Source organism: Streptomyces sp. NPDC059668 (genome assembly GCF_042734135.1).
Lineage (GTDB): Bacteria > Actinomycetota > Actinomycetes > Streptomycetales > Streptomycetaceae > Streptomyces.
In genome coordinates, this window is record NZ_JBHWEL010000042.1 from 1 (window position 1) to 25,563 (window position 25,563).

Here is a 25,563-nt window from a genome sequence, read left to right on the forward strand (position 1 = left end):
GTGTGTGACACTCCCTCGGTCGCGGGGGGGCCCGCGGGCGGGGGCGGGCGCGCGCCCGGGGGGGTTTGGGGCGGGCGACTGTCCGATCGGTGAGGAGATCCGGAGCTGGAAACTCCGGGTGTGTGCGCGAGGGCACGACCAGGGTGAAGCTGGGGAGGCCTCGACCCTGTGTCGCCCACAGTCCCCTGTGGGCGGGGTGTTTCTCTCATCCGGGTAGAACCTACGGCAGGGGATGCGGCACCGACAGTCGCAAACGCCTCCTGTCATCCACCTCGCACACGTTCTTCACACGCTCTGCCCCCGGCCGCACCCGCGGCGGAACGAAGCGGAATACGCCGTCGGCGCTCGGCCGGGTTCCGGTGCGGGTGCGCCGGTGACGTCAGATGCGGGAGAAGGCCTGCTCGATGACGTCGAGGCCCTCGTTGAGGAGGTCCTCGCCGATGACCAGCGGGGGCAGGAAGCGGAGGACGTTGCCGTAGGTGCCACAGGTCAGGACCAGTACACCTTCCTGGTGGCAGGCCCTGGCCAGCGCGGCGGTCGCCTCCGGGTTCGGCTCCTTGGTCGCGCGGTCCTTCACCAGCTCGATGGCGATCATGGCGCCGCGGCCGCGGACGTCCCCGATGACGTCGAACTTCTCGGCCATGGCGCCCAGCCGGGCCTTCATGACCGCCTCGATGTTCTTCGCCTTGGCGTTGAGGTCGAGCTCCTTCATGGTCTCGATCGCGCCGAGCGCGCCTGCGCAGGCCACCGGGTTGCCGCCGTAGGTGCCGCCCAGGCCGCCCGAGTGCGCGGCGTCCATGATCTCGGCGCGGCCGGTCACGGCGGCGAGCGGCAGACCGCCCGCGATGCCCTTGGCCGTCGTGATCAGGTCCGGGACGATGCCCTCGTCCTCGCAGGCGAACCACTGGCCGGTGCGGCAGAAGCCGGACTGGATCTCGTCCGCGACGAAGACGATGCCGTTGTCCTTGGCGAACTGGCTGATGGCCGGCAGGAAGCCCTTCGCGGGCTCGATGAAGCCGCCCTCGCCGAGCACCGGCTCGATGATGATCGCGGCGACGTTGTCGGCGCCGATCTGCTTGTTGATCATGTCGATGGCCTGCGCGGACGCCTCGGCGCCGGCGTTCTCCGGGCCGGTCAGCCAGCGGTAGCCGTAGGCCACCGGCACCCGGTAGACCTCGGGGGCGAACGGGCCGAAGCCGTGCTTGTACGGCATGTTCTTGGCCGTCAGCGCCATCGTGAGGTTCGTCCGGCCGTGGTAGCCGTGGTCGAAGACGACGACGGCCTGGCGCTTGGTGTACGCGCGGGCGATCTTGACGGCGTTCTCGACGGCCTCGGCGCCCGAGTTGAACAGCGCCGACTTCTTGGCGTGGTCGCCCGGCGTCAGCTCGGCCAGCGCCTCGGCGACGGCGACGTACCCCTCGTACGGCGTGACCATGAAACAGGTGTGGGTGAAGTCCTGGAGCTGGGCGGAGGCCCGGCGTACGACGGCCTCGGCACTCGCGCCGACCGACGTCACGGCGATGCCGGAGCCGAAGTCGATCAGACGGTTGCCGTCGACGTCCTCGATGATGCCGCCGCCGGCCCGCGTGGTGAAGACAGGGAGCACCGAGCCCACGCCGGCCGCGACCGCGGCGGTACGGCGGGCCTGCAGCTCCTGCGACTTCGGGCCGGGGATGGCGGTGACGACGCGGCGCTCCTGCGGAAGTGCGGTCATGAGGGGCTCCCTGATGATCTTGCGAACCGGACGGTCCCCGGCGGACGGGGCGCCGGGCGGGTGTTTTCGGACGCTTGACTTCTTTCTTCGCAGGCTAGGGCCGGCCCTGGGGGGTGGGCATGCTCCATGTGGGCGTTGTCGACAGGTCGGCTTGTCCGTGGTGGACATAGAGGGGGCGCGGCGGAGTGAGGACCTGTACACCGTGGACAGGGACACCGTGGACCAGGGCACCGCGGCCGGCTGCGGCGCGCGCAGGCGGAGACGTCGTGCGCGGGCGGCGCCGAAGGGCCGGCGGTCCGGGCCGGCGCGCTCCCGGCCCCCGGAACCGCGGACTCGCCCGGCAGGGCAGCCCCGTAAACGGTGAACTCGCCCCGCAGGGGCACTAGATTGACTCGCGGACGAAGCAGGGAGCGGCTGGTCAGGGGGCAGGGCGATGGACAGCGACGGGACCCAGGACGCGCGGGGCACGCATGCCCGGCCGGTGCCGCGTCCGGCGGGACCGGTGGACGCGGCGGCGATGCCACCCCGGCCGGCACAGGCGCCGGGCGTACCGCCGTTGCCGGACGGATCCGCCTTCCTGGCCTGGCTGCGGGCACCGCGGCCCGAGGCCGCCCCCGGAGTGTGGCGGTTCGGCTACCGGCCCCGCCCCGAGCAGGAGCCGGAGCGCATCCCCGCCCGGCAGCTGCTGAGCGGCGCGGTGATCGCCTTCCTGGTCGGCTGGCTGGTCTGGTCGCTGCTGTGGAACGGCTACCTCGGCGGCTGGTGGGTCCTGCCGCTCGAACTGTTCACCCCCGACTCCTGGCGCCACAGCGACGACCGGGTCGGCAACGCGTTCCTCTGGTACGGCTACTACACGCTGATCGCCCTCGCCATCATGATCGTCGTCGGCCGCCTCGGCCGCTGGGGTGAGGTCTGGCGGCGCTACGGACTGCCCGCGTGGCACCGCGCCGCTCCCGTCCACGAGCGCCCGCCCGCGCCCGAGGAGGACCCCGCCCGGTGGAACCACCTGCGCGCCGCCGGAGCCGCCGACGCCGCCGACCGGCTCGCCGCCGAGGCCGGCCGCGGGCTGATGCGCGATGTCGACCACGCCCGGATCGCCCGCGCCTGGCAGGGGGTGCGCAGCGGACGCCACAGCCTCGCCACCTTCACCGCCGCCGTGCTCACGGACGGCGCCGCCGCCTGCCTGCACCCCTCCGGCGACCGCGACCTGCCCGGACGGCTGGCCCGCCACGACCTGGTGACCGGACAGGTGCGGCTCGGCGCGACCGCCGACGACCCGCGCAACCCCTACGCCTACCGCGACACCGGACTCGCCCTCGGCCCCGAGCTGCTGGGCACCTCCCTGCTCGCCGTCGGCCCGGCCGGATCCGGCAAGACCGGCGCGGTCGTCTGGCCGCTCGCCGAGTCGCTGTGCCTGCACGCCCTCGCCGGGCGCGCCGCCGTCGTGGTGGTGGGCGCCGCCGGCGCCGGACTCGGCCCCGTCGACGCGTACGACGTCGTCGTACGGATCGGGAACCCCGAGTCCGTGTACGACCTCGACCTGTACGGCGGGACCACCGACCCCGACGAGGCCGCCGCGGTGCTCGCCGAGGCACTGGCCGGGGACCTCGCCGACCCGCACCCCGGCGGCGACAGCCGCCGCTCGACCACCGTGCTCGCCCAGCTGCTCGGCCCCTACCGCGCCGTCCACGGGCGCTTCCCCTCCGTGCCCGAGCTGCGGCAGCTCCTCGACGGGGCGCCCGGACCGCTCGGCGCGCTGCGCAAGGCGCTGCAGGACGGCGGCCAGGAGTCACTGCTGCGGGAACTCGACGCCCGGGAGCGCCAGATGGGCCACCCCGGTGATGTGGGGAGCGTGCTCGCGGACCGGGTCGCGCTGCTCGACCGGCCGGCCTTCGCCGGGTTCTTCGACACCTCCGGGCAGTCGCGGCCCTTCTCCCTGCGGGCACTCGACCACCCGGTGCGGGTACGGATCGACCTGCCCGCGCGCGGGCACGCCGACGCCTCGCGGATCCTCGCCCGGCTCGTCCTCGCGCAGTTCGCGGCGAGCGTCGCGGTACGGGAGGACCGCTCGCTCTTCGCCTGCCTCGTACTGGACGACGCGACGGGACTGGTCACACCCGAGGCCGTACGGGGCATCCAGCGGCTGCGGTCGGGCAACGCCGGGGCCGTGCTGACGCTGCGCACGCTCGACGACGTACCGCGCCCGCTGCGCGGCCCCCTGCTCGGTTCCGTCGGATGCCGGATGGCGCTGTCCGGACTCACCCCCTGGGACGGGCAGGACTTCGCCGAGGTGTGGGGCAAGGAGTGGATCGAGGCGCGGGACGTCACCGACCGGCAGATCATCGCGGAGACCCCGGCGGGCAAGGCCGTGCACATGCTGCGCCGGGTGATCACCGGGAACGCCCCGACGGCACGGGCCGTGACCGTCCGGCAGGTCGAACGGGAGCGGTGGTCCGCCTCCGAGCTGGCGCACGCGGTACCGCCGGGGCACGCGGTGCTGTCGCTCACCGACGTGCGCGGTGAACACGCGCCGCCCCTGCTGGTCGATCTGCGCGGCTGACCCGGGCGCCCGGACGCCGGGTCACCGGCCGACCGTACGGTGAGGCAGAATCGACACAGGTCGTTCATACGTTGCGGCCAAAAGATCCAAAAGATCACACCCGCCCGTGGCCGTCGAAGATCCTGTGAAGACCTGAAGGTCCCATGCCACCCACGCTCGCCTCGCTCGTCCACCACTCCGCGCTCAAGCTGACCGTGCGGGCCGGCGAGGACCGACTGGACGTACCCGTCCGCTGGGCCCATGTCAGCGAGCTCGCCGACCCCGTGCCGTACATGGAGGGCGGGGAGCTGCTGCTCATCACCGCGCTCACACTGGACGCGGAGGACCCGGACGCCATGCGCCGCTACGTGAAGCGGCTCGCCGGGGCGGGGGTCGTCGGACTCGGGTTCGCCGTCGGCGTCAACTACGACGAGACCCCGAAGGCACTCGTCGACGCGGCCGAGGAGGAAGGGCTCCCGCTGCTGGAGGTACCCCGGCGCACACCGTTCCTGGCGATCAGCAAGGCGGTGTCGGCCGCGATCGCCGCGGACCAGTACCGGGCCGTGACCGCCGGCTTCGCCGCACAGCGCGAGCTGACCAAGCAGGCGCTGAGCGACGGCCCCCAGGGACTGCTCGCCGCACTCGCCGGACAGGTGGACGGCTGGGCCGCGCTGTACGACGCCTCGGGCGCCGTCGTCGCCGCCGCGCCCGAGTGGGCCGGACGGCGGGCCGCACGGCTCACCCCGGACGTGGAGCGGCTGCGCGAGCGGCCCGCGCCCGCGAGTTCGGTGGTGGGCGGCGAGGACCGCGTCGAGCTGCACTCCCTCGGAACCGGACGCAGGCCCCGCGCCGCGCTCGCCGTCGGCACGGCCGCCGCCCTCGGCACCGCCGAGCGGTACGCCGTGCACTCGGCGATCGCCCTGCTGACCCTGACCACCGAGCGGTCACGCCCCCTGCACGCCGCGGAGCAGCGGATCGGCGCGGCCGTGCTGCGCATGCTGCTCGCCGGCCAGCCCGAGCACGCCCGGACCGTCGCGGGGGACCTGTACGGGGAACTGCTCGACGCGCCGTTCCGGCTCATCCTCGCCGAGTCGGCCTCCGCCTCGGCGGCCCGCGCCCACGCCGACGGGCACGCCCGGGTCGCCTCGGCGAAGCCGTCCACGGCCCAGGTCACGGTCCCGGACACGAACGGCGACCCGCTCGGCGGGCTCGCCGAGATCGTGGAGTCGGCCGCCGCCCGCTCCGGCGAGTCCGTGCTCGTCGTGCCCGACGGCGAACGGCTCGTCGTGCTCGCCGTGGACGGAGGCGCGGCGGTGGCCGCGTGCGGGGAGTACGCCCTCGCGCTGGACGCGGCGCGGACCGTGGCCCGCGAGCAGCCGGCGGGGGAGGGGGACGAACTGGTCGTCGGCCTGTCCGCCCCGGCCGGCCCGATCGCCGCGGCCGCCGCCTACAAGCAGGCCGAACAGGCACTGTCCGTCGCCAGGCGGCGGGGCCGGTCCCTGGTCGAGCACGAGGAACTGGCCTCGGGCTCGGTGCTGCCCCTGCTCGCGGACGACGCGGTGCGGGCGTTCGCCGACGGGCTGCTGCGCGCGCTGTACGAGCACGACGCGACCGGTCGTGGGGACCTGGTGGCCTCGCTGCGGGCGTGGTTGTCCCGGCACGGCCAGTGGGACGCGGCGGCGGCGGACCTCGGTGTGCACCGGCATACGCTGCGTTATCGGATGCGGAGGGTCGAGGAGATCCTCGGGAGGTCGCTCGACGATCCGGATGTGCGGATGGAACTCTGGCTGGCGCTGAAGACGACGGCTGCCGCCGCGGAGTAGGGGTTTCGCCGGCCTTGAGGGCCTTGTCCTCAAGGCCACAAGGCCGGCGAACGGGCTGGAGACATGCCCCCGGCCGGAGCTCATCGGCCCGCGCCCTCATCTCCGGTGCGGGCGCGCATCTTCAGCCCGTCCGGCGTTTGAGGACGAGCCCTTCGGGCGATGGCGGGGGTCCAGGGGGCGCAGCGCCCCTGGCGGGGGTCTGGGGGCGGAGCCCCCGGGGACAGTACGGGTCGGCCAGGGCGCCGGGGGGCGAAAACCCCCTCGGTCACCGGGACAAAGCGGAGCGCCCCGCCGGGCGACTGCTACGCCCCGGACAAACGCCCCGCCGCCACCCCGGCCCTACCGTGGACCACGAAAACCAAGGACTCCTCAACCTCGGAAGGGCCCGGGACTCGACATGACTTCCACCACCGCCTTCTGGCTCGCCGGCCGCCAGGCCACCGGCGAGACCGCCTTCGACGTGACCTCGCCGTGGGACGGCCGGCTCGTCGCCCAGGTCAGCATCCCCACCGAGGCCCAGGTCGAGGAGGCCGTGGCCGCCGCGTACGCCGTCCGCGACGAGTTCGCCGCCACCCCCGCGCACGTCCGCGCCGCCGCCCTCGACCACGTGAGCCGCCGCCTCGTCGAGCGCACCGAGGAGATCGCGCAGCTCATCTCCGCCGAGAACGGCAAGCCGATCAAGTGGGCCCGCGGCGAGGTCGGCCGCGCGGTCTCCGTGTTCCGTTTCGCCGCGGAGGAGGCCCGCAGGTTCAACGGCGGCGAGGCCCAGCGCCTCGACACCGACCTCGGCGGCCAGGGCCGCCTCGCCCTGACCCGCCGCTTCCCGAAGGGCGTCGTCCTCGGCATCGCGCCGTTCAACTTCCCCCTCAACCTGTGCGCCCACAAGATCGCCCCGGCCATCGCCGCCGGCGCGCCGATCATCCTGAAGCCGGCCCCCGCGACGCCGCTCTCGGGCCTGATCATCGGTGACCTGCTCGCCGAGACGGAACTGCCCGCCGGTTCGTGGAGCATCCTGCCGGTCTCGAACGACCGCATGCCCGCCCTCGTCCAGGACGAGCGCCTGCCCGTGATCTCCTTCACCGGTTCCGAGAAGGTCGGTTACGCGATCATGGACTCGGTGCCCCGCAAGCACTGCACCCTGGAGCTGGGCGGCAACGGCGCGGCGGTCGTGCTCGCCGACTGGGCGAGCGACGAGGACCTGGACTGGGCCGCGACCCGGATCGCCACCTTCTCGAACTACCAGGGCGGCCAGTCCTGCATCTCCGTGCAGCGGGTCATCGCGGACGCGTCCGTGTACGACCGGCTGCTGCCGCGCATCGTCGCCGCCGTCGAGGCCCAGGTGACCGGTGACCCGTCGGACGACAAGACCGACGTCGGCCCGCTGGTCAGCGAGGACGCGGCCAAGCGTGTCGAGTCGTGGGTCGACGAGGCGGTCCGGGCGGGTGCCTCGCTGCTCACCGGCGGCGAGCGCGACGGCGCCGCGTACGCGCCGACCGTCCTCGCCGACGTGCCCGACGACGTCACCGTCTCCTGCGAGGAGGTCTTCGGACCGGTCCTCACCGTGCGGAAGGTGGACGGCGAGGCTGCCGCCTTCGACGCCGTCAACGACTCCAAGTACGGCCTCCAGGCGGGTGTGTTCACCCACGACCTGCAGAGTGCCTTCCGCGCGCACCGGGCGCTGGAGGTCGGCGGTGTCGTGGTCGGCGACGTGCCGTCCTACCGCGCCGACCAGATGCCGTACGGCGGTGTGAAGCAGTCCGGCGTCGGCCGCGAGGGTGTGAAGTTCGCGATGGACGACTACACCTACGAGCGCGTCCTCGTCCTGACGGGCCTCGCGCTCTGAGCGCTGCCCGCACGATCGCCGACGGCCTGAGCCCACTGTGCGGGGGCTCGGGCCGTCGGCGTGTCCGGGGCGCCTGACGCGCGCCGTCGAGCACCGTGAGGCGGGAAGCGGCAGGGCGAGGGGGTGCCGGGCGCCGGGCCCGCCGCCGTTCGGGCCGGTCCGCGCGGCGGACCCGTGTGCGCCCGGCCGGCGCGTTCCGCCTTGCGGGGGTCACCGCCTCGCAGCAGGCTGATCGACGGGGACGACGAGGAAGGGAGCCCCGCGATGACCCAGCAACCGCAGACGGCGCCGCTCGACCGGCCGGTGGTCGGCTCGTATCCGACCTATGAGGGCGCGCAGCGTGCGGTCGACTTCCTCTCCGACAGCAAGTTCCCGGTGGAGCACACGGCGATCATCGGCTCGGACCTGCGGATGGTGGAGACGGTCCTCGGCCGGCTCACCCGCGGCCGGGCCGCCCTGGCCGGCGCGGGCTCGGGCGCCTGGTTCGGGCTGCTCGTCGGCCTGCTCCTGTCGCTGTTCGCCGCGGGCAACCATCACGTCCTGGTACTGATGATCAGCGGCCTGTTCTACGGCGCGATCTTCGGCGCGCTCTTCGGCTTCGCCGGCCACGCGTTCACCGGGGGCCGCCGCGACTTCGCGTCCCGCAGTCAGATTGTCGCCGCCCGGTACGACGTGGTCGCCCAGGCGGAGGTCGCGGAGGAGGCGAAGAACCTGCTCGTCAAGCTGGGCTGGCGCGAAGGCTGAGGCGGCCGAGAAGGCTGGGGGGACTGACTGGGGGGACTGAGGGGACTGAGGGGCACCGGGGGGACCCCGCGTGTCACGCGGGCGTGCTTCTCCTGGCCCGGCGTTCCGTGTCGAGGGCGGCGGCGCCCGTCAGTGCCACGGCGGTTGCCGCGAGGCAGAAGAAGGCCGGGTTGACGTACCGGGGGACATGGCCGCTGGCGTACCGGCCGCCGTCCCCCGTCTCACAGACGAACCGCAGGGGCAGATAGCTCACCGTGTAACCGGTGATGCCGGGGTCCCGCGCCCACTCCTGCCAGCCGGGCGTACGGCACGGCCTGATCGGCGCCGAGTCGGTGCCGCCGTCCTCCGCCGCCAGGACCGCTCCGGCGACGTGGAGCAGGCCCCACACGTAGAGGGCGACCGCGGCGGCACCCACGAGGGCGGCCGGTCCGCGCAGTCGCCCCGCGCCGTCGGCGCCCCCCGTGCCCGGGCGTGCGAGCCTGCGGAGGCCGTACCCGGTGAGGGCGACGCAGGCGACCAGCCCACCCGGAAGCAACAGCAGGAGCAGAAGAACCATCCGCCGACTCCAACAGGGCGGGAGCGGCCCCGCTGTGGTGGAGGCCACAGTTCCGGGCAACGGAAGGGTCACGTGTCGCGCGCGACCGTTCGACCATGGGCCCCCGTGCCCCGTCCCGCGGCATACGGAGTGTCAGGTGGCGGTCGGGGCCGGGCCCGTGCTGGCGCGGATCGTCAACTCCGGTGCGATGAGCGTGACTTCACCGTCGCCCCGCCCCTCCAGTTTGGCGATCACCTGCTCGACGGCGCGCCGGCCCATCTCCTGTGCGGGGATGGCGACCGACGTCAGCCGCACCGAGGCCTGTGTGGCGACCTGGTCCGGGCAGATCGCGATCACCGACACGTCCTCGGGGACGGCCCGGCGCTGGCGGCGCAACAGGGCGAGCAGCGGCTCGACCGCGGACTCGTTCTGTACGACGAAGCCCGTGGTGCCGGGGCGTTCGTCGAAGACCCGGGCCAGCGTCAGGGACATCGCGTCGAAGCCGCCCTCGCAGGGGCGGTGCAGCACCCGCAGCCCCAACTCACGGGCGCGGGACCGGAGTCCGTCGAGCGTGCGCTCGGCGAAGCCCGTGTGCCGTTCGTAGACGGCGGGCGCCTCGCCGATGACGGCGATGTCCTGGTGGCCCAGCACCGCCAGATGCTCGGCGCACAGCGCGCCCGTCGCCCCGAAGTCGAGATCGACGCAGGTCAGTCCGGAGGTGTCGGCGGGCAGCCCGATCAGCACGGACGGCTGGTCCGTCGTGCGCAGCAACGGCAGCCGTTCGTCGTCGAGTTCGACGTCCATCAGGATCATCGCGTCGGCGAGTCCGCTGCCGGTGACCCGGCGTACGGCGTCGGGCCCCTCCTCGCCGGTGAGCAGCAGGACGTCGTACCCGAAGGTGCGGGCGTGGGTCGCCACCGCGATGGCGATCTCCATCATCACGGGTACGTACATGTCGGTGCGGAGCGGAACCATCAGCGCGATGATGTTGGACCGGCTGCTCGCCAGGGCCCGGGCGCCCGCGTTCGGGTGGTAGCCGAGTTCCTGGATGCTCCGCTCGACCCGCTGCCGGGTGTCGGCGGAGATGGACCGCTTGCCGCTGAGGACATAGCTCACTGTGCTCGCCGAGACTCCGGCGTGCCGGGCGACCTCGGCGAGGGTGACCATCCGGCTCTCCCGACTTCGTGAAGCGCTTCGACAATGAGGCCTCCCGAGCTCGGGCAAATGGAGGCTGATCGACAGTAACCTGGAGCGGAGACGGTGTCCAGACATGTCGAAGCGCTTCGACTCGAATCAATCATCCGGCTCTTTTCGAACACGACACGGCTCACACGGCTGACGCGTCTGAGGCGACCGACGCGGTCGACGCGACCGACACGGTGAACGCGACCGACACGGTGCACGCGGCGGCTGGACGCCCGGATCTTCCATCCTTCCCCCGTCGCGGCCTCCCCGGGAGACCCCGTCGCGGCCTAATGGGGAGAGGGGGAGACGGTGACCGTCGTGAGGGTGTCACGCCAGGGGTCCCCCGGACGGCCCCACGATGTGACACCCGGTAGGGCGGCGCCGGTCACAAGGGCGCAATGTGGAACATGTCAGGCGACACCGGCTGGAAAGCCGCGTACGCGGCGGACGTCGGCCGATCCCCGGACGGCCCGGGGGCGGCCCGAACGCTGCGCGAGGACTGGTGGGGTCGCCCGCAATCAGGTACATACGATCGAGTAGCACCGGTCAGTAACGAAGACCCCCAGTGATCCCTATTCGCGGCGAGGTGAGCTTCTTGTCCGCAACACCCCACCGGCCCACAGTCACCGAACGTGAGGCCCGTCAGGTCGCCGAGGCGGCGCGGGAACAGGACTGGCGCAAGCCCAGCTTCGCCAAGGAACTGTTCCTCGGACGCTTCCGGCTCGACCTGATCCACCCGCACCCCCTGCCGCCCGACGAGGCGGTCCAGCGTGGCGAGGAGTTCCTCGCCAAACTGCGCGACTTCTGCGAGACGAAGATCGACTCCGCCCGTATCGAGCGCGAGGCGCGGATCCCCGACGAGGTCGTCGACGGGCTCAAGGAGCTCGGCGCCCTCGGCATGAAGATCGACACCAAGTACGGCGGCCTCGGCCTCACCCAGGTGTACTACAACAAGGCGCTCGCCCTGGTCGGCTCCGCGAGCCCGGCGATCGGCGCGCTGCTCTCCGCGCATCAGTCGATCGGCGTACCCCAGCCGCTGAAGATCTTCGGCACCAAGGAGCAGAAGGACACCTTCCTGCCCCGCTGCGCCCGTACCGACATCTCGGCCTTCCTGCTCACCGAACCGGACGTCGGCTCCGACCCGGCGCGGCTGGCCACGACCGCCGTGCCGGACGGCGACGACTACGTGCTCGACGGTGTGAAGCTGTGGACGACCAACGGTGTCGTCGCCGATCTCCTCGTCGTCATGGCGCGAGTGCCGAAGTCCGAGGGTCACAAGGGCGGCATCACGGCGTTCGTGGTGGAGGCCGGTTCCGACGGCATCACCGTCGAGCACCGCAACGCCTTCATGGGTCTGCGCGGTCTGGAGAACGGTGTCACCCGCTTCCACCAGGTGCGCGTCCCCGCCGCGAACCGGATCGGCCCGGAGGGCGCGGGTCTGAAGATCGCGCTGACCACGCTCAACACGGGCCGGCTCTCGCTCCCCGCCATGTGCGTGGGAGCGGGCAAGTGGTGCCTCAAGATCGCCCGCGAGTGGTCCGCCGCACGCGAGCAGTGGGGCAAGCCGGTCGCCTTCCACGAGGCGGTCGGAGCGAAGATCTCCTTCATCGCGGCGACGACGTTCGCCCTGGAGGCGGTCGTCGACCTGTCCTCGCAGATGGCCGACGAGGACCGCAACGACATCCGTATCGAGGCCGCCCTCGCCAAGCTGTACGGCTCCGAGATGGCCTGTCTGATGGCCGACGAACTGGTCCAGATCCGCGGCGGCCGCGGCTTCGAGACCGCCGCGTCCCTCAAGGCCCGCGGCGAACGGGCGGTCCCGGCCGAGCAGATCCTGCGGGACCTGCGCATCAACCGCATCTTCGAGGGCTCGACGGAGATCATGCACCTGCTGATCGCCCGTGAGGCCGTGGACGCCCACCTCTCGGTGGCCGGTGACCTGATCGACCCCGACAAGTCCCTCTCGGACAAGGCGAAGGCGGGCGCCAACGCCGGTGTCTTCTACGCCAAGTGGCTCCCGAAGCTGGTCGCGGGACCCGGTCAGCTCCCGCGCTCGTACGGCGAGTTCCAGCACGGCGTCGACCTCTCGCCGCACCTGCGCTACGTCGAACGCAGCTCCCGCAAACTGGCCCGCTCCACGTTCTACGCCATGTCCCGCTGGCAGGGACGGATGGAGACCAAGCAGGGCTTCCTGGGCCGGATCGTCGACATCGGCGCCGAGCTCTTCGCGATGAGCGCCGCCTGTGTGCGCGCCGAACTCCTGCGCACCAGCGGGGAGCACGGCCGCGAGGCGTACCAGCTCGCCGACGCCTTCTGCCGGCAGTCCCGCATCCGCGTCGAGGAACTCTTCGGGCGGCTGTGGACCAACACCGACGAGCTCGACCGCAGGGTCGTCAAGGGTGTGATGTCGGGCACGTACACCTGGCTGGAGGAAGGGGTCGTCGACCCGTCCGGCGACGGTCCGTGGATCGCGGACGCGACGCCCGGTCCCGCTCAGCGGGAGAACGTGCGCCGGCCCATCCGCTGACCCCGGTCCCGGCAGGCGGGGGCGGTGGGCGCCCCCCGCGGGCGCGGGGGGCCCGCCCCCCCCCCCCCCGGGGCGGGGGGGGGCCCCGGCGGCGCGCGCCCCCGCGCCCACCGAGAGACCGCGCGCGCCGCGCCCCCCCCCCCCCCCCCCCCCGGCGCGCCGGGGGGGGGGGGGGCGGGCCCCCCCCCCCCCCCCCCCCCCCCCGCCCCCCCCCCCCGCCGGGGCGGGGCCCCCGCCGCCCCCCCAACGCCCGGGATCAGCAGTACTTGTCGCTCGGATCCCGTGTCGTCCACGAGCACGAGTCGACCTTCGAGCCGCTCGCCTTCGTCAGCGTGGCCGTGTCACTGGTGTTGTTCCACACGTAGGCGCGGCGGTGCTGGAACTTGTCCGTCGTGGTGTCCGTACCGCTTCCGGTGTGCACCTTCATGGTCCGGCCCGCGCCGATCTTGACGTTCGGGAAGGTGTACCGGTGGTTCGACACGTCCTTCAGGATCCAGCCCTTGAGCGAGACCGCCGCCGAACTGGTGTTCTTGATCTGCACCCACTCGCCGTTGAGGCTCGCGTTGGAGCGGTTGTCGGAGCCCGGGCTGTCGAACCAGACGTGATGGATGGTCACACCGCCGGCGGCCTGCGCCGGAGTGCTGAGAAGGAAAGAGCCCGTCAGTGCGACGGCGCCCGCGAGCGCGGGCAGGGCGGCGCGAGTCCGCATGAGAAACCCCCCAGGGTGTCGTTCCCCGGCCGGTCGTCCACCGGCCAGTGATGAAGTGTTATCACGTGATCTTCACGCGAGATTCACAAAGGGTGATTTCGTGCCGTCCGGTGCACGGGGGGTGATACGAGAGCCGGACCGGAAGAGGGAGCCCTGTCCTGCGCGGCCCGCGTTGCGGCCACAATGGGGGGATGAGCGACAGTCCAGCCCCCCTCGCTGATCCGCATCTCGTCTTCGACCCCGTGGACGGAGTCAGGGATGTCGTGATCCTCGGCTCCACCGGGTCGATCGGGACCCAGGCCATCGACCTCGTGCTGCGCAACCCCGACCGCTTCCGCGTCACCGGGCTCTCCGCCGCCGGCGGCAGGGTCGGACTGCTCGCCGAGCAGGCCCACCGGCTGCGGGTGCGCACGGTCGCCGTCGCGCGCGAGGACGTCGTACCCGCGCTGCGGGAGGCCCTGACCGCCCAGTACTCGGCCGGTGAGCCGCTCCCCGAGATCCTCGCGGGAGCCGACGCCGCCACCCACCTCGCCGGGTCCGACGGTCACACCGTCCTCAACGGCATCACCGGCTCCATCGGCCTCGCCCCCACCCTCGCCGCCCTGGAGGCGGGCCGCACCCTCGCGCTCGCCAACAAGGAGTCGCTCATCGTCGGCGGCCCGCTGGTGAAGGCGCTGGCCAAGCCGGGACAGATCATTCCCGTCGACTCCGAGCACGCGGCCCTGTTCCAGGCACTGGCGGCCGGCACCCGCGCGGACGTCCGCAAACTGGTCGTGACCGCCTCCGGAGGGCCCTTCCGGGGCCGTACCAAGGCGGAGCTGGCCGATGTCACACCGGCCGACGCCCTGGCCCACCCCACCTGGGCCATGGGACCGGTCATCACCATCAACTCCGCGACCCTGGTCAACAAGGGACTTGAAGTCATCGAGGCGCACCTCCTCTACGACATTCCCTTCGATCGCATTGAGGTGGTGGTGCACCCGCAGTCGTATGTCCACTCGATGGTTGAGTACATGGACGGATCGACACTGGCCCAGGCGACGCCCCCCGACATGCGGGGCCCGATCGCCATCGGTCTCGGCTGGCCGGAGCGCGTCCCCGACGCGGCCCCGGCCTGCGACTGGACCAAGGCGTCGAGCTGGGAGTTCTTCCCGCTCGACAACGAGGCGTTCCCCTCGGTCGGACTCGCCCGGCACGTGGGCAGGCTCGCGGGCACGGCCCCGGCCGTGTTCAATGCCGCCAACGAGGAGTGCGTCGACGCGTTCCTGAACGGCACACTGCCGTTCAATGGGATCATGGAGACCGTCACACGGGTGGTCGAGGAACACGGAACGCCCCGATCGGGAACTTCCCTGACCGTGGCGGACGTCCTCGAAGCGGAGACCTGGGCGCGTGCCCGGGCCCGTGAACTGACGGCACAGACGACAACCGCGGAGGCTCGTGCATGACGACCCTGATGATGATCCTCGGCATAGTCGTCTTCGCGGTCGGCCTGCTCATCTCGATCGCCTGGCACGAGCTGGGACATCTCTCGACGGCCAAGCTCTTCGGCATCCGTGTGCCGCAGTACATGGTCGGCTTCGGACCGACCATCTGGTCGCGGAAGAAGGGCGAGACCGAGTACGGGGTGAAGGCGGTCCCGCTCGGTGGCTACATCCGCATGATCGGGATGTTCCCGCCGGGACCCGACGGCCGGATCGAGGCACGCTCGACCTCCCCCTTCCGGGGCATGATCGAGGACGCCAGGTCCGCGGCCTTCGAAGAGCTCAAGCCCGGCGACGAGACCCGCCTCTTCTACACGCGCAAGCCGTGGAAGCGCGTGATCGTGATGTTCGCGGGCCCGTTCATGAACCTGATCCTGGCCGTGGTGATCTTCCTCGGCGTGATGATGACGTTCGGCGTGCAGACCCAGACGACCACGGTCGGGAAGGTCTCGGACTGCGTCATCCAGCAGAGCGAGAACCGCTCCAAGTGCGCGGCGAGCGACGAGGCCGCGCCCGCCAAGGCCGCCGGGCTCAGGGGCGGCGACAAGATCGTCGCGTTCGACGGCAGGGCGGTCGGCGACTGGTCCGCACTGCAGTCCGACATCCGCTCCAACCCCGGCAAGGACGTCACCATCACGGTCGACCGCAAGGGACAGCGGCTCGACCTCAAGGCCCACCTGATCAAGAACCAGGTCAGCAAGACCGACGGCAACGGCGGCTACGTCGAGGGCAAGTACGTGTACGCCGGCTTCCTCGGCTTCACCCCGGCCTCCGGCATCGTCCAGCAGTCGTTCGGACAGTCCGTGAACCGCATGGGCGACATGATGCAGAACGGCGTCGAGTCGCTGGTCTCGCTGCCCGGCAAGATCCCCGACCTGTGGAACGCGGCCTTCGGCGACGGCCCGCGCAAGGCGGACTCCCCGATGGGCGTCGTCGGAGCGGCCCGGATCGGCGGTGACGTCTTCACCCTCGACATCCCGGCGTCCCAGCAGGTCGCGATGATGCTGCTGCTGGTCGCGGGCTTCAACCTCTCCCTCTTCCTGTTCAACATGCTCCCGCTGCTCCCGCTCGACGGCGGGCACATCGCGGGCGCGCTGTGGGAGTCGCTGCGGCGGAACGCGGCGAAGGTGCTCAAGCGGCCCGACCCGGGTCCGTTCGACGTCGCGAAGCTGATGCCGGTGGCCTACGTGGTGGCCGGGATCTTCGTCTGCTTCACCCTTCTCGTCTTGATCGCGGACGTAGTTAACCCGGTCAAAATCTCCTAGCAGGGCTCTGTTGGCGGCGGCCGGGCACCCTGGGTGTCCGGCCGTTCTCCATCGAGTGGGTTTAGGGGCGTGATGTGCCCGGGCGCGCGCCGGTGCCGTAATCTCGGAGCCTGGAGCCCACGATTCCGGGACCTTGATCCACAACTTGGGGTTGCACAGCAGATGACTGCGATTTCTCTCGGCATGCCGTCCGTTCCGACCAAGCTCGCCGAGCGCCGGAAGAGCCGGCAGATCCAGGTCGGAACCGTGGCCGTGGGTGGAGACGCACCCGTCTCGGTGCAGTCGATGACGACCACGCGTACGTCGGACATCGGCGCCACGCTCCAGCAGATCGCCGAGCTGACGGCGTCCGGCTGCCAGATCGTCCGGGTCGCCTGCCCGACCCAGGACGACGCGGACGCCCTCGCGACGATCGCCCGCAAGTCGCAGATCCCGGTGATCGCGGACATCCACTTCCAGCCCAAGTACGTCTTCGCCGCGATCGACGCCGGCTGCGCGGCCGTCCGCGTCAACCCGGGCAACATCAAGCAGTTCGACGACCAGGTCAAGGAGATCGCGCGGGCCGCGAAGGACACCGGCACCCCGATCCGGATCGGCGTCAACGCGGGCTCGCTCGACCGGCGTCTGCTCCAGAAGTACGGCAAGGCGACGCCGGAGGCGCTCGTCGAGTCGGCGCTGTGGGAGGCGTCCCTCTTCGAGGAGCACGACTTCCGGGACATCAAGATCTCGGTCAAGCACAACGACCCGGTCGTCATGGTCAACGCCTACCGGCAGCTGGCCGCCGCCTGCGACTACCCCCTCCACCTCGGTGTCACGGAGGCGGGACCCGCCTTCCAGGGCACGATCAAGTCGGCGGTCGCCTTCGGCGCACTGCTGTCCGAGGGCATCGGCGACACGATCCGCGTCTCCCTCTCGGCCCCGCCCGTCGAGGAGATCAAGGTCGGCCTCCAGATCCTGGAGTCCCTCAACCTCAAGCAGCGCGGCCTGGAGATCGTCTCCTGCCCGTCCTGCGGCCGCGCCCAGGTCGACGTCTACAAGCTGGCCGAGGAAGTCACCGCGGGTCTGACCGGCATGGAGGTCCCGCTGCGGGTCGCCGTCATGGGCTGCGTGGTGAACGGACCGGGCGAGGCCCGCGAGGCCGACCTCGGCGTCGCCTCGGGCAACGGCAAGGGGCAGATCTTCGTCAAGGGCGAGGTCATCAAGACGGTGCCCGAGTCGAAGATCGTCGAGACCCTCATCGAGGAAGCGATGAAGCTCGCCGAGCAGATGGAGGCCGACGGGGTCGCCTCCGGCGAGCCTTCGGTGGCCGTGGCGGGCTGACCCTCCTCCCACCCGAACCCGGGCACCTCCGGGCAGTGGCTGTCTCCGGGGCGCAGCCCCCGCTCCGGGGGCGTGGGGGACTGCGCCTCAAGCCCTCACGGACCCACGGCCGAACGTTCTCGGGCAGCGGCCGGCTCCGGAGCGCAGTCCCGGCTCCGGGGACGCGGGGGACTACGCGCCGAGCCCTCGCCGACCCGCACCCGGACACCTCCGGGCAGTGGCTGGCTCCGAGGCGCGGCCCCCGCTCCGGGGCCGCGGGGGACCGTGCGCCCAGCCCCCACCCACCCGCGGCCGAACGCCCCCGGCCGAACCGAACCACGCCGCACCCGGACGCCCCCGGCCGAACCGGCCCACCCCGCGGCCGGACGCCGTCCCGCACAAGGGGCGGCGGGCCAGAACCTCGCCAGGTAAAGTGCGGAGATCAGTAGACCCCAGGGTGAGGCCCCCGTACGTGTTGACCCAGACCACCACCAGGGTCCTCGAACCGAGTGACCTGGACGCCGCGCTCGCCGTGCTCGACCGTGAGCCGGTCGCCAACGCCTTCGTCGCGTCCCGGGTGCAGATCGCCGGCCTCGACCCCTGGCGGCTCGGCGGTGAGATGTGGGGCTGGTACGAGGACGGCATGCTCCAGTCCCTCTGCTACGCCGGCGCCAACCTGGTCCCGATCTGCGCCACCCCCCGAGCCGTCCGCGGTTTCGCCGACCGCGCCCGCCGGGCCGGCCGCCGCTGCTCCTCGATCGTCGGCCCCGTTGAGGCCACCGCCCAGTTGTGGCGGCTGCTCGAACCGAGCTGGGGCCCCGCCCGCGAGGTCCGCGCCCACCAGCCCCTGATGGTCACCGACCGCCTCCCCGCGGACATCGCCCCGGACCCCTACCTCCGCCGCATCCGCAAGGACGAGATGGAGACGATCATGCCGGCGTGCGTGGCGATGTTCACCGAGGAGGTCGGCGTCTCGCCGCTCGCCGGTGACGGCGGCCTCCTCTACCAGGCGCGCGTGGCCGAACTCGTCGGCACCGGACGCTCGTTCGCCCGCGTCGACCAGAACGGCAAGGTCGTCTTCAAGGCCGAGATCGGCGCCGCCACCTCCCAGGCCTGCCAGATCCAGGGCGTCTGGGTCGCCCCCGAGTACCGGGGACAGGGACTCGCCGCCCCCGGCATGGCGGCCGTCCTGCGCTACGCCCTCGCCGACGTCGCCCCCCTCGTCAGCCTCTACGTCAACGACTTCAACACGGCCGCCCGGGCGACCTACCGACGCGTGGGCTTCCAGGAGATCGGGGCCTTCATGAGCGTCCTGTTCTAGCCACGCCGCCCACCGCACCCGCGGCCACCGCCCCGAAGAGCCGCTCCGGCCCTCGTAGGTGCCCTGTAGTCTCCCCGGCATGCTGCGCTTTCCCGGTCAGGGGCCCCGCACCCCCGACGACGTGGTCATCGGCCCGCTGGATCTCGCCGCGCGCGTCGACGAGGCGCTCGACGTCCAGGCGCTCGCCTTCGGACTGGGCGCCGACGAGATCGCCGTCCGCCGCCAGATCGTGCTGCGCCACCTCACCAGTCCGGGAGCCCGCGCTTTGGGGGCCACCACCGTCGACGGACGGCTCGTCGGATTCGTCTACGGCATGCCCAACGACCGCGGGCACTGGTGGTCCACCGTCGTCGAGCCCTATCTGCGCGCCCGGGGCAACGACACCTGGCTCGACGACTCCTTCGTCATCACCGAGCTCCACGTCCACCCGCGCTACCAGAACCGCGGCGCGGGCCGCGCCCTGATCACCGGCATCACGGACAGCGCGGCCCAGCCCCGCTCGATCCTCTCGGCCATCGACACGGACAGTCCCGCCCGCGGCCTGTACCACTCGCTTGGCTACGAGGACCTGGCACGGCAGGTCCACTTCCCGAGCGCGCCGAAACCGTACGCCGTGATGGGCGCGCCCCTGCCCCTGCGGCGTCCCTGACGGGCGGCCCGGGGCGAAACGGATTTCCGGGGACGGCGGCCCCCCGGCTAACCTCCTTGCCATCACCCTTACGCAGCAGGAGTCGAGAACCATGGCCCAGGTCCAGCGCATGTCCCGTTTGATGGTCAAGACACTGCGTGACGACCCGGCGGACGCCGAGACGCTCAGCCACAAGCTCCTCGTCCGCGCCGGCTATGTGCGCCGCAACGCCGCGGGCATCTGGACCTGGCTGCCGCTCGGCAAGAAGGTCCTCGACAACATCTCCCGGGTCGTGCGCGAGGAGATGGACGCCATCGGCGCCCAGGAGGTCCTGCTGCCGGCCCTCCTGCCGAAGGAGCCCTACGAGGCCTCGGCGCGCTGGGAGGAGTACGGCGACCTGCTGTTCCGCCTCAAGGACCGCAAGGGCGGCGAGTACCTGCTCGGCCCCACGCACGAGGAGATCTTCACCCTGGTGGTGAAGGACCAGGTCGCGTCCTACAAGGACCTGCCGGTCATGCTGTACCAGATCCAGACCAAGTACCGCGACGAGGCCCGCCCGCGTTCCGGCGTGCTGCGCGGCCGCGAGTTCCAGATGAAGGACTCGTACTCCTTCGACACCACGGACGAGGGTCTGGCCGAGTCCTACGCGCTGCACCGCGCCGCGTACCAGAAGATCTTCGCCCGGCTGGGTCTCGACTACCGCATCGTGTCGGCGGTCTCGGGCGCCATGGGCGGCTCCGCCTCCGAGGAGTTCCTCGCCCCCGCCGACGCCGGCGAGGACACCTTCGTGGACTGCCCGGCCTGCGACTACGCCGCCAACACGGAGGCCGTGACCTTCAAGCTCACGCCCGTCGCCGGCGAGCACGGCCCGGTCGAGGAGCTGGACACCCCCGACACCCCGACCATCGAGACGCTCGCCCGGCACCTCGGCGTCCCGGCCTCCGCCACCCTCAAGAACCTGCTGGTCAAGGTCGACGGCGAGATCGTCGCCGTCGGCGTCCCCGGCGACCGCGAGGTCGACCTCGGCAAGCTGGGCGAGCACCTCGCGCCCGCCGTCGTGGAACTGGTGACGGCCGAGGACTTCGAAGGCCGCGACGACCTCGTCCGGGGTTACGTGGGCCCGCAGGGCCTGGAGAAGGTCCGTTACATCGCCGACCCGCGGGTGGCCCCGGGCACGGCATGGGTCACCGGTGCCAACAAGGCCGACACGCACGCGAAGAACGTCGTCGCGGGCCGTGACTTCGAGGTCGACGACTACCTCGACGTCGTCGTGGTGCAGGAGGGCGACCCCTGCCCGTCCTGCGGCGCCGGCCTGAAGCTGGGCCGCGCCATCGAGATCGGCCACATCTTCCAGCTCGGCCGCAAGTACGCCGACACCTTCCAGCTCGACGTCCTCGGCCAGCAGGGCAAGCCGGTCCGCGTGACCATGGGTTCCTACGGCATCGGCGTCTCGCGCGCGGTGGCGGCGCTCGCCGAGCAGTCGGCGGACGAGCAGGGTCTGTGCTGGCCCAAGGAGATCGCCCCCGCCGACGTCCACGTCGTCGCCGCGGGCAAGGCGCTGCAGACCGAGCTGGCCCTCGACGTCTCCGAGAAGCTGGGCGCCGCGGGCGTGCGGGTCCTGGTGGACGAGCGCGCCGGTGTCTCCCCGGGCGTGAAGTTCACGGACGCCGAACTCATCGGCGTGCCGAAGATCCTGGTCGCCGGGCGCCGCTCGGCCGAGGGCGTCCTGGAGCTGAAGGACCGCCGCACCGGCGAGCGCGAGGAACTGACCGTCGACGAGGCGATCGCGCGGCTGACGGCCTGACCGAGCCGGGCGGGCAGGACGGCGGGACGGACGGTCCGGCCGGGGTCACCACGGCCCCGGCCGCAGCCGGAGGTCCGTCCTGCGAGCCGCCGCCAGGGGGTGCTCGCCGGGTGGCCGGAACAGGCCGCCAGGTCCGCCGGTTCAGAGCCAGCCGGCGAACTCCAGCAGCAGTTCGGCGTCCTGCTCACGCCCCACCCGCCGGGCCCGCACCCCCGACTCCACCGCCCGGAACAGGGTCCAGCCGCGCAGCCGCTCCTGGTCCACCTCCAGCGACTCGGCGAGCCGCTTCACCCGCCGCCGGGTGATCGAGGCCCCCGAGGGCGAGGCGATCAGGTCCTCCACCCGGTCACGGACCAGCCGGGCCAGATCGAAGGCGCACTCACCGATCACCGGGTCCGGGCCCACGGCCAGCCAGGGCATGCGCTCACCGGCGAGCACCTTGCTCTGCCGGAAGGTGCCGTGCAGCAGCCGCTCCTCGGGCGGGCCGGCGATCAGCTCCGCGCGGGCCGCGAGCGCCGCGTCCACCAGTTCCACGACCTCGGCGTCGGTGTCCGCCGCGGCCCGCATCGCCTCGGCCTGCCGCCCGGTCCGCTCGGCCACCGTCTCGAAGGCGTGCACCTGCGCGGCGGGCGGTTCGACCCACAGCCGCCGCAGCGTACCGGCCGCCTCCAGCAACGCCTTCGCCTCCGGCAGCGACCGCACGGACAGATCGGGCCGCAACCGCTCCAGCAGCAGACTTCCGTGGACGTCGCCCACCGCGCCGAGCGGAGGCAGGAGCCGCACGGCGCCCCGCCCGCCCCAGTGCGCGAGCGCGGCCCGCTCGCTCTCCGGACGAGCCCGCTCCGGCGCCAGTTTCAGCACCGCGGGCGTTCCGTCGGCCTGCCGCACCAGCACGACCAGACTGCTGCGGCCGCCGGGCGCCTGCACCCGCTCCACGGTCAACTCGCGTAGGGCGACCGTCTGTTGAACCGCTCCGGCCAGCTCGTCCAGCCACTTGCCCGACCCGTCGTCCGCCTTGGTCCCGTCGGCCCCGCCCCGCTGCGCCTCGCCGAGCGCCCGTACCAGGCGCTGCGGCGGTTCGAAAGCCATGCGGGAGTCCATGGGGGAGGGGTTCCTTCCGAGAGTCGCGTCACGTGTGCGAGGGTGCCGCCGCGAACGAGGCGGCCGTCCGCTCGGCGAGACCAGGGAAGGCTACGCTCTCCCCGCGCCAGCGCACGCCCCGCACTGCCGCCTCCCGCAGCGCCTCGGCCGCCGAGCGCCGCCGGTCGCCCGAGGAGGCGCGCACCAGGTCGGAGTAGATCCCGGCCACGCGTTCCTCCAGCTCCGCGGCGAACCGTACGGCCGCGCCGGAGTCCTCGACGGCGAAGGGCAGCGCGTACGCCGCCGCCGCGGGCGCGGGCTGCCCGCCCAGGTCCCTTATGGCGCGGGCCAGTTCGTCGCGGCGCGCACGGTGCGCGTCGTACGCGGCGCGGGCCTCGGTCCGGCGGGACCCGCCGATCCTGCCGCCGACGACTCCGTACCCGTACACCGCGGCGTGCTCGGCGGACAGGGCGGCCTGCAGGGCCGTCAGCTCCGCCGTCCTGCTCCCGTGACCGGCCGGTCCGGCCGTCCCGGCACTCCGGCTCTCCTCGGCCTTCCCGGCCGGTTCCGTCGCCCCCGTCGAGCTCATTTCGCCTCCTTGGTCAGCAAAAACGCGTGGGCCGCCCCGGCCGCCGCCACCGAGGCCAGCAGTCGGGCCAGCTCTCCCGGCACGTCCAGCAGGGCTCTCGTCCGCCGGTCCACCAGGGCGAGTTCGGCGGCCGCGAGGTCGGCGAGGGCGTCCTTCCCGCGGGCCGGCACGGCGGGCGAGGCACCCGCGGAAGCCGGAGCGGAGGAGGAGGCGGTGGCGGAGAGGGAGGCCGACGCGGACGCGGAAGCGGAGCCCGAGGAGGACGCGGAGGGAGGGGTGGACGGCGAGAGGGACGGAGAGGCGGACGGTGAGGCCGACGGCCGGTGCGCGGTGCCGCCGAACGCCTGCGCGTGCCGCACGACCTCGGTCAGCAGCGGGTCCAGCCGTTTCGCCAGCGACGGATGGGCGGCGATCACGGCGGCGTAGCGCGCCGCGAGCGTCTCGCTGTCGCGGGCGGCGCGCGCGCGTGCGGCGTCCGCGGCCGAGGGGCCGCGGTCCGCGGTGCCGGGGGACGACGACTCGGGAGGGGAACAGCCCACGAGCACGGCGGCACCCGCGGCCGACGTGAGCAGGCTCCTGCGGCGCGGACCCGACGGGGTGCGGGACGGCGGGGTGAACGACACGGCAGACGTCCTCGGAAGGCTCGTACGAACGGGAGGGCGGCGCGCCCGTGATCACGGTACCCGCGCCGGGACCCGGCGCCCGCCAGCGGCTCTCCCCCGCCTCCGCCGGGCCGGTTCCCGCGCGGCCGCCGGCCCTTCCCCCGCCCGCCCCGATGGACGGCAACACCCCCTGCGACCGGATACCCTTTGACCAGACACGCGACCAACCCACAACAGCACACGCGGCCGAGGAGTCACCCGGATGAGCACCACCCAGAGCGAGAGGCTGCGAGAACTTCTGGAACCGCTCGTCAGCTCCCAGGGACTCGACCTGGAAGAGATCGAGGTGGACTCGGTCGGACGCAAGCGCGTGCTGCGTGTGGTCGTCGACTCGGACGCCGGTGCGGACCTGGACCAGATCGCCGATGTGAGCCGCGCGCTCTCGGCGAAGCTCGACGAGAGCGACGCGATGGGCGAGGGCGAGTACACCCTCGAGGTCGGAACCCCCGGTGCCGAGCGTGAGCTCAAGGAGCACCGACACTACGTACGCGCCACGGACCGGCTGGTGAAGTTCCAGCTGGGGGACGGCGCGGAGCTGGTCGCCCGCATCCTGAAGGCCGACGACGACGGCCTCGACCTGGAAGTGCCGGGTGTGAAGGGGCGCAGGCCCACCACCAGGCGACTCGCCCTCACGGACATCGCCAAGGCCCGCGTCCAGGTCGAGTTCAACCGCAAGAGCAAGAACGAAGAGACCGAAGAGAACGCAGAGGAGGCGTAGCCGTGGACATCGACATGAGTGCCCTGCGGGGTTTGGTACGGGAGAAGGAGATCTCCTTCGACCTGCTGGTCGAGGCGATCGAGTCGGCCCTCCTCATCGCCTACCACCGCACCGAGGGAAGCCGCCGCCACGCGCGCGTGAAGCTCGACCGGGAGACCGGTCATGTGACCGTGTGGGCGAAGGAGGACCCCGAGGACCTGGAGGAGGGGCAGGAGATCCGCGAGTTCGACGACACCCCGTCGGACTTCGGCCGGATCGCCGCGACCACCGCCAAGCAGGTGATCCTGCAGCGTCTGCGGGACGCGGAGGACGACGCGACGCTCGGCGAGTACGCCGGACGTGAGGGCGACATCGTGACGGGCGTGGTCCAGCAGGGACGCGACCCGAAGAACGTGCTCGTCGACATCGGCAAGCTGGAGGCCATCCTGCCCGTGCAGGAGCAGGTCCCCGGCGAGACCTACCAGCACGGCCTGCGGCTGCGCTCGTACGTCGTCCGGGTGGCGAAGGGTGTGCGCGGTCCGTCCGTGACGCTGTCGCGTACGCACCCGGCCCTGGTGAAGAAGCTCTTCGCGCTGGAGGTGCCGGAGATTGCCGACGGTTCCGTCGAGATCTCCGCCATCGCCCGCGAGGCCGGCCACCGTACGAAGATCGCCGTCCGTTCCACCCGTTCGGGCCTGAACGCCAAGGGCGCCTGCATCGGTCCCATGGGCGGCCGGGTGCGCAACGTGATGGCCGAGCTGAACGGCGAGAAGATCGACATCGTCGACTGGTCGGACGACCCGGCCGAGATGGTGGCGAACGCGCTGTCCCCGGCCCGTGTCTCCAAGGTCGAGGTCGTCGACCTTGCGGCCCGCTCCGCGCGGGTGACGGTCCCCGACTACCAGCTGTCACTGGCGATCGGCAAGGAGGGCCAGAACGCCCGCCTCGCGGCCCGCCTCACCGGCTGGCGTATCGACATCCGTCCGGACACCGAGCAGCCCTCGGAGCAGCCCGCCGAGCGGCGCGGGGACCGGAACGGGGAATAGATCCGAGCCGCGAGTGGCTTGGATCACGACAGTTATCTGCACAGCAACTGTTCGATTCTTGCCCCAAAG

At 72.3% G+C, this 25,563-nt stretch carries 20 protein-coding genes; 13 read left to right on the top strand and 7 right to left on the bottom strand.

The features are described 5' to 3' along the window. Positions 1-379: 379 nt before the first annotated feature. On the bottom strand, positions 380-1,714 hold the full coding sequence (gene gabT / locus ACFV2J_RS26345) for a 4-aminobutyrate--2-oxoglutarate transaminase (protein ID WP_385095101.1): 1,335 nt from the start codon (positions 1,712-1,714) through the stop codon (positions 380-382). A gap of 433 nt (positions 1,715-2,147) precedes the next feature. Between gabT and ACFV2J_RS26350 the strand changes: the two genes are divergently transcribed. The 4 genes from ACFV2J_RS26350 (at position 2,148) to ACFV2J_RS26365 (ending at position 8,663) form a co-directional block, all read left to right on the top strand. After that, complete coding sequence (locus ACFV2J_RS26350) at positions 2,148-4,274, top strand: ATP-binding protein (protein ID WP_385095104.1); 2,127 nt, start codon at positions 2,148-2,150, stop codon at positions 4,272-4,274. A gap of 143 nt (positions 4,275-4,417) precedes the next feature. Next, complete coding sequence (locus ACFV2J_RS26355) at positions 4,418-6,076, top strand: PucR family transcriptional regulator (protein ID WP_385095106.1); 1,659 nt, start codon at positions 4,418-4,420, stop codon at positions 6,074-6,076. A 397-nt stretch (positions 6,077-6,473) separates the two neighbouring features. Next, positions 6,474-7,919, top strand: coding sequence for an aldehyde dehydrogenase family protein (locus ACFV2J_RS26360; RefSeq protein ID WP_385440958.1), 1,446 nt, complete (start codon positions 6,474-6,476; stop codon positions 7,917-7,919). 264 nt (positions 7,920-8,183) lie between these two features. Then, positions 8,184-8,663, top strand: coding sequence for a general stress protein (locus ACFV2J_RS26365; RefSeq protein WP_385096029.1), 480 nt, complete (start codon positions 8,184-8,186; stop codon positions 8,661-8,663). Positions 8,664-8,736: 73 nt separating this feature from the next. Here the strand turns inward: ACFV2J_RS26365 and ACFV2J_RS26370 are convergent, their stop codons facing one another. Continuing rightward, positions 8,737-9,219, bottom strand: a complete 483-nt coding sequence (locus ACFV2J_RS26370) for a hypothetical protein (RefSeq protein ID WP_385096032.1) — start codon at positions 9,217-9,219, stop codon at positions 8,737-8,739. A gap of 132 nt (positions 9,220-9,351) precedes the next feature. Continuing rightward, positions 9,352-10,365, bottom strand: coding sequence for a LacI family DNA-binding transcriptional regulator (locus ACFV2J_RS26375; RefSeq protein ID WP_385096035.1), 1,014 nt, complete (start codon positions 10,363-10,365; stop codon positions 9,352-9,354). A gap of 604 nt (positions 10,366-10,969) precedes the next feature. Between ACFV2J_RS26375 and ACFV2J_RS26380 the strand changes: the two genes are divergently transcribed. Continuing rightward, positions 10,970-12,910 (top strand): acyl-CoA dehydrogenase family protein, encoded by a 1,941-nt coding sequence (locus tag ACFV2J_RS26380; protein ID WP_385096038.1) that lies wholly within the window; start codon positions 10,970-10,972, stop codon positions 12,908-12,910. A 256-nt stretch (positions 12,911-13,166) separates the two neighbouring features. On the opposite strand, the gene ACFV2J_RS26385 is transcribed toward ACFV2J_RS26380, so the two are convergent. Beyond that, complete coding sequence (locus ACFV2J_RS26385; RefSeq protein WP_385087724.1) at positions 13,167-13,619, bottom strand: lamin tail domain-containing protein; 453 nt, start codon at positions 13,617-13,619, stop codon at positions 13,167-13,169. A gap of 191 nt (positions 13,620-13,810) precedes the next feature. On the opposite strand from ACFV2J_RS26385, the gene dxr reads away from it, so the two are divergent. The 6 genes from dxr (at position 13,811) to ACFV2J_RS26415 (ending at position 21,420) form a co-directional block, all read left to right on the top strand. Next, the gene (gene dxr, locus ACFV2J_RS26390) at positions 13,811-15,067 is read left to right on the top strand and encodes a 1-deoxy-D-xylulose-5-phosphate reductoisomerase (RefSeq protein ID WP_385087726.1); all 1,257 of its coding nucleotides are present in this window, start codon (positions 13,811-13,813) and stop codon (positions 15,065-15,067) included. Continuing rightward, on the top strand, positions 15,064-16,368 hold the full coding sequence (locus ACFV2J_RS26395) for a M50 family metallopeptidase (protein ID WP_385087728.1): 1,305 nt from the start codon (positions 15,064-15,066) through the stop codon (positions 16,366-16,368). The genes dxr and ACFV2J_RS26395 overlap by 4 nt, the downstream gene beginning before the upstream one ends. 162 nt (positions 16,369-16,530) lie before the next feature. Continuing rightward, on the top strand, positions 16,531-17,688 hold the full coding sequence (ispG, locus tag ACFV2J_RS26400) for a flavodoxin-dependent (E)-4-hydroxy-3-methylbut-2-enyl-diphosphate synthase (protein WP_266701812.1): 1,158 nt from the start codon (positions 16,531-16,533) through the stop codon (positions 17,686-17,688). Positions 17,689-18,139: 451 nt separating this feature from the next. Continuing rightward, complete coding sequence (locus ACFV2J_RS26405) at positions 18,140-18,988, top strand: GNAT family N-acetyltransferase (protein ID WP_385087730.1); 849 nt, start codon at positions 18,140-18,142, stop codon at positions 18,986-18,988. Positions 18,989-19,067: 79 nt separating this feature from the next. Continuing rightward, the gene (locus ACFV2J_RS26410; protein WP_385087732.1) at positions 19,068-19,637 is read left to right on the top strand and encodes a GNAT family N-acetyltransferase; all 570 of its coding nucleotides are present in this window, start codon (positions 19,068-19,070) and stop codon (positions 19,635-19,637) included. A 91-nt stretch (positions 19,638-19,728) separates the two neighbouring features. Then, entirely contained in the window at positions 19,729-21,420 is a 1,692-nt protein-coding gene (locus ACFV2J_RS26415; protein WP_385440967.1) for a proline--tRNA ligase, read from the top strand. Between the two features lie 141 nt (positions 21,421-21,561). On the opposite strand, the gene ACFV2J_RS26420 is transcribed toward ACFV2J_RS26415, so the two are convergent. The 3 genes from ACFV2J_RS26420 to ACFV2J_RS26430 are packed head-to-tail and all read right to left on the bottom strand — an operon-like array spanning position 21,562 to position 23,712. Next, positions 21,562-22,509, bottom strand: coding sequence for an aminoglycoside phosphotransferase family protein (locus tag ACFV2J_RS26420; RefSeq protein ID WP_385087738.1), 948 nt, complete (start codon positions 22,507-22,509; stop codon positions 21,562-21,564). A gap of 40 nt (positions 22,510-22,549) precedes the next feature. Continuing rightward, entirely contained in the window at positions 22,550-23,089 is a 540-nt protein-coding gene (locus tag ACFV2J_RS26425) for a ferritin-like domain-containing protein (protein ID WP_385087740.1), read from the bottom strand. Next, positions 23,086-23,712 (bottom strand): hypothetical protein, encoded by a 627-nt coding sequence (locus ACFV2J_RS26430; protein ID WP_385440972.1) that lies wholly within the window; start codon positions 23,710-23,712, stop codon positions 23,086-23,088. The genes ACFV2J_RS26425 and ACFV2J_RS26430 overlap by 4 nt, the downstream gene beginning before the upstream one ends. A gap of 241 nt (positions 23,713-23,953) precedes the next feature. On the opposite strand from ACFV2J_RS26430, the gene rimP reads away from it, so the two are divergent. Both rimP and nusA read left to right on the top strand, forming a co-directional pair. Beyond that, a complete protein-coding gene (gene rimP / locus ACFV2J_RS26435; RefSeq protein ID WP_385087744.1) occupies positions 23,954-24,469 on the top strand; it encodes a ribosome maturation factor RimP in 516 nt (171 codons plus the stop codon). Between the two features lie 2 nt (positions 24,470-24,471). After that, complete coding sequence (gene nusA, locus ACFV2J_RS26440; RefSeq protein WP_385087746.1) at positions 24,472-25,494, top strand: transcription termination factor NusA; 1,023 nt, start codon at positions 24,472-24,474, stop codon at positions 25,492-25,494. Positions 25,495-25,563: the final 69 nt, after the last annotated feature.

What these genes read in the sequence shown, in the direction of transcription:
- gabT (WP_385095101.1), bottom strand. Translation starts at nt 1,714, where the DNA reads ATGACCGCACTTCCGCAGGAGCGCCGCGTCGTCACCGCCATCCCCGGC.
- ACFV2J_RS26350 (WP_385095104.1), top strand. Translation starts at nt 2,148, where the DNA reads ATGGACAGCGACGGGACCCAGGACGCGCGGGGCACGCATGCCCGGCCG.
- ACFV2J_RS26355 (WP_385095106.1), top strand. Translation starts at nt 4,418, where the DNA reads ATGCCACCCACGCTCGCCTCGCTCGTCCACCACTCCGCGCTCAAGCTG.
- ACFV2J_RS26360 (WP_385440958.1), top strand. Translation starts at nt 6,474, where the DNA reads ATGACTTCCACCACCGCCTTCTGGCTCGCCGGCCGCCAGGCCACCGGC.
- ACFV2J_RS26365 (WP_385096029.1), top strand. Translation starts at nt 8,184, where the DNA reads ATGACCCAGCAACCGCAGACGGCGCCGCTCGACCGGCCGGTGGTCGGC.
- ACFV2J_RS26370 (WP_385096032.1), bottom strand. Translation starts at nt 9,219, where the DNA reads ATGGTTCTTCTGCTCCTGCTGTTGCTTCCGGGTGGGCTGGTCGCCTGC.
- ACFV2J_RS26375 (WP_385096035.1), bottom strand. Translation starts at nt 10,365, where the DNA reads ATGGTCACCCTCGCCGAGGTCGCCCGGCACGCCGGAGTCTCGGCGAGC.
- ACFV2J_RS26385 (WP_385087724.1), bottom strand. Translation starts at nt 13,619, where the DNA reads ATGCGGACTCGCGCCGCCCTGCCCGCGCTCGCGGGCGCCGTCGCACTG.
- dxr (WP_385087726.1), top strand. Translation starts at nt 13,811, where the DNA reads ATGAGCGACAGTCCAGCCCCCCTCGCTGATCCGCATCTCGTCTTCGAC.
- ACFV2J_RS26395 (WP_385087728.1), top strand. Translation starts at nt 15,064, where the DNA reads ATGACGACCCTGATGATGATCCTCGGCATAGTCGTCTTCGCGGTCGGC.
- ispG (WP_266701812.1), top strand. Translation starts at nt 16,531, where the DNA reads ATGACTGCGATTTCTCTCGGCATGCCGTCCGTTCCGACCAAGCTCGCC.
- ACFV2J_RS26410 (WP_385087732.1), top strand. Translation starts at nt 19,068, where the DNA reads ATGCTGCGCTTTCCCGGTCAGGGGCCCCGCACCCCCGACGACGTGGTC.
- ACFV2J_RS26415 (WP_385440967.1), top strand. Translation starts at nt 19,729, where the DNA reads ATGGCCCAGGTCCAGCGCATGTCCCGTTTGATGGTCAAGACACTGCGT.
- ACFV2J_RS26420 (WP_385087738.1), bottom strand. Translation starts at nt 22,509, where the DNA reads ATGGCTTTCGAACCGCCGCAGCGCCTGGTACGGGCGCTCGGCGAGGCG.
- ACFV2J_RS26425 (WP_385087740.1), bottom strand. Translation starts at nt 23,089, where the DNA reads ATGAGCTCGACGGGGGCGACGGAACCGGCCGGGAAGGCCGAGGAGAGC.
- rimP (WP_385087744.1), top strand. Translation starts at nt 23,954, where the DNA reads ATGAGCACCACCCAGAGCGAGAGGCTGCGAGAACTTCTGGAACCGCTC.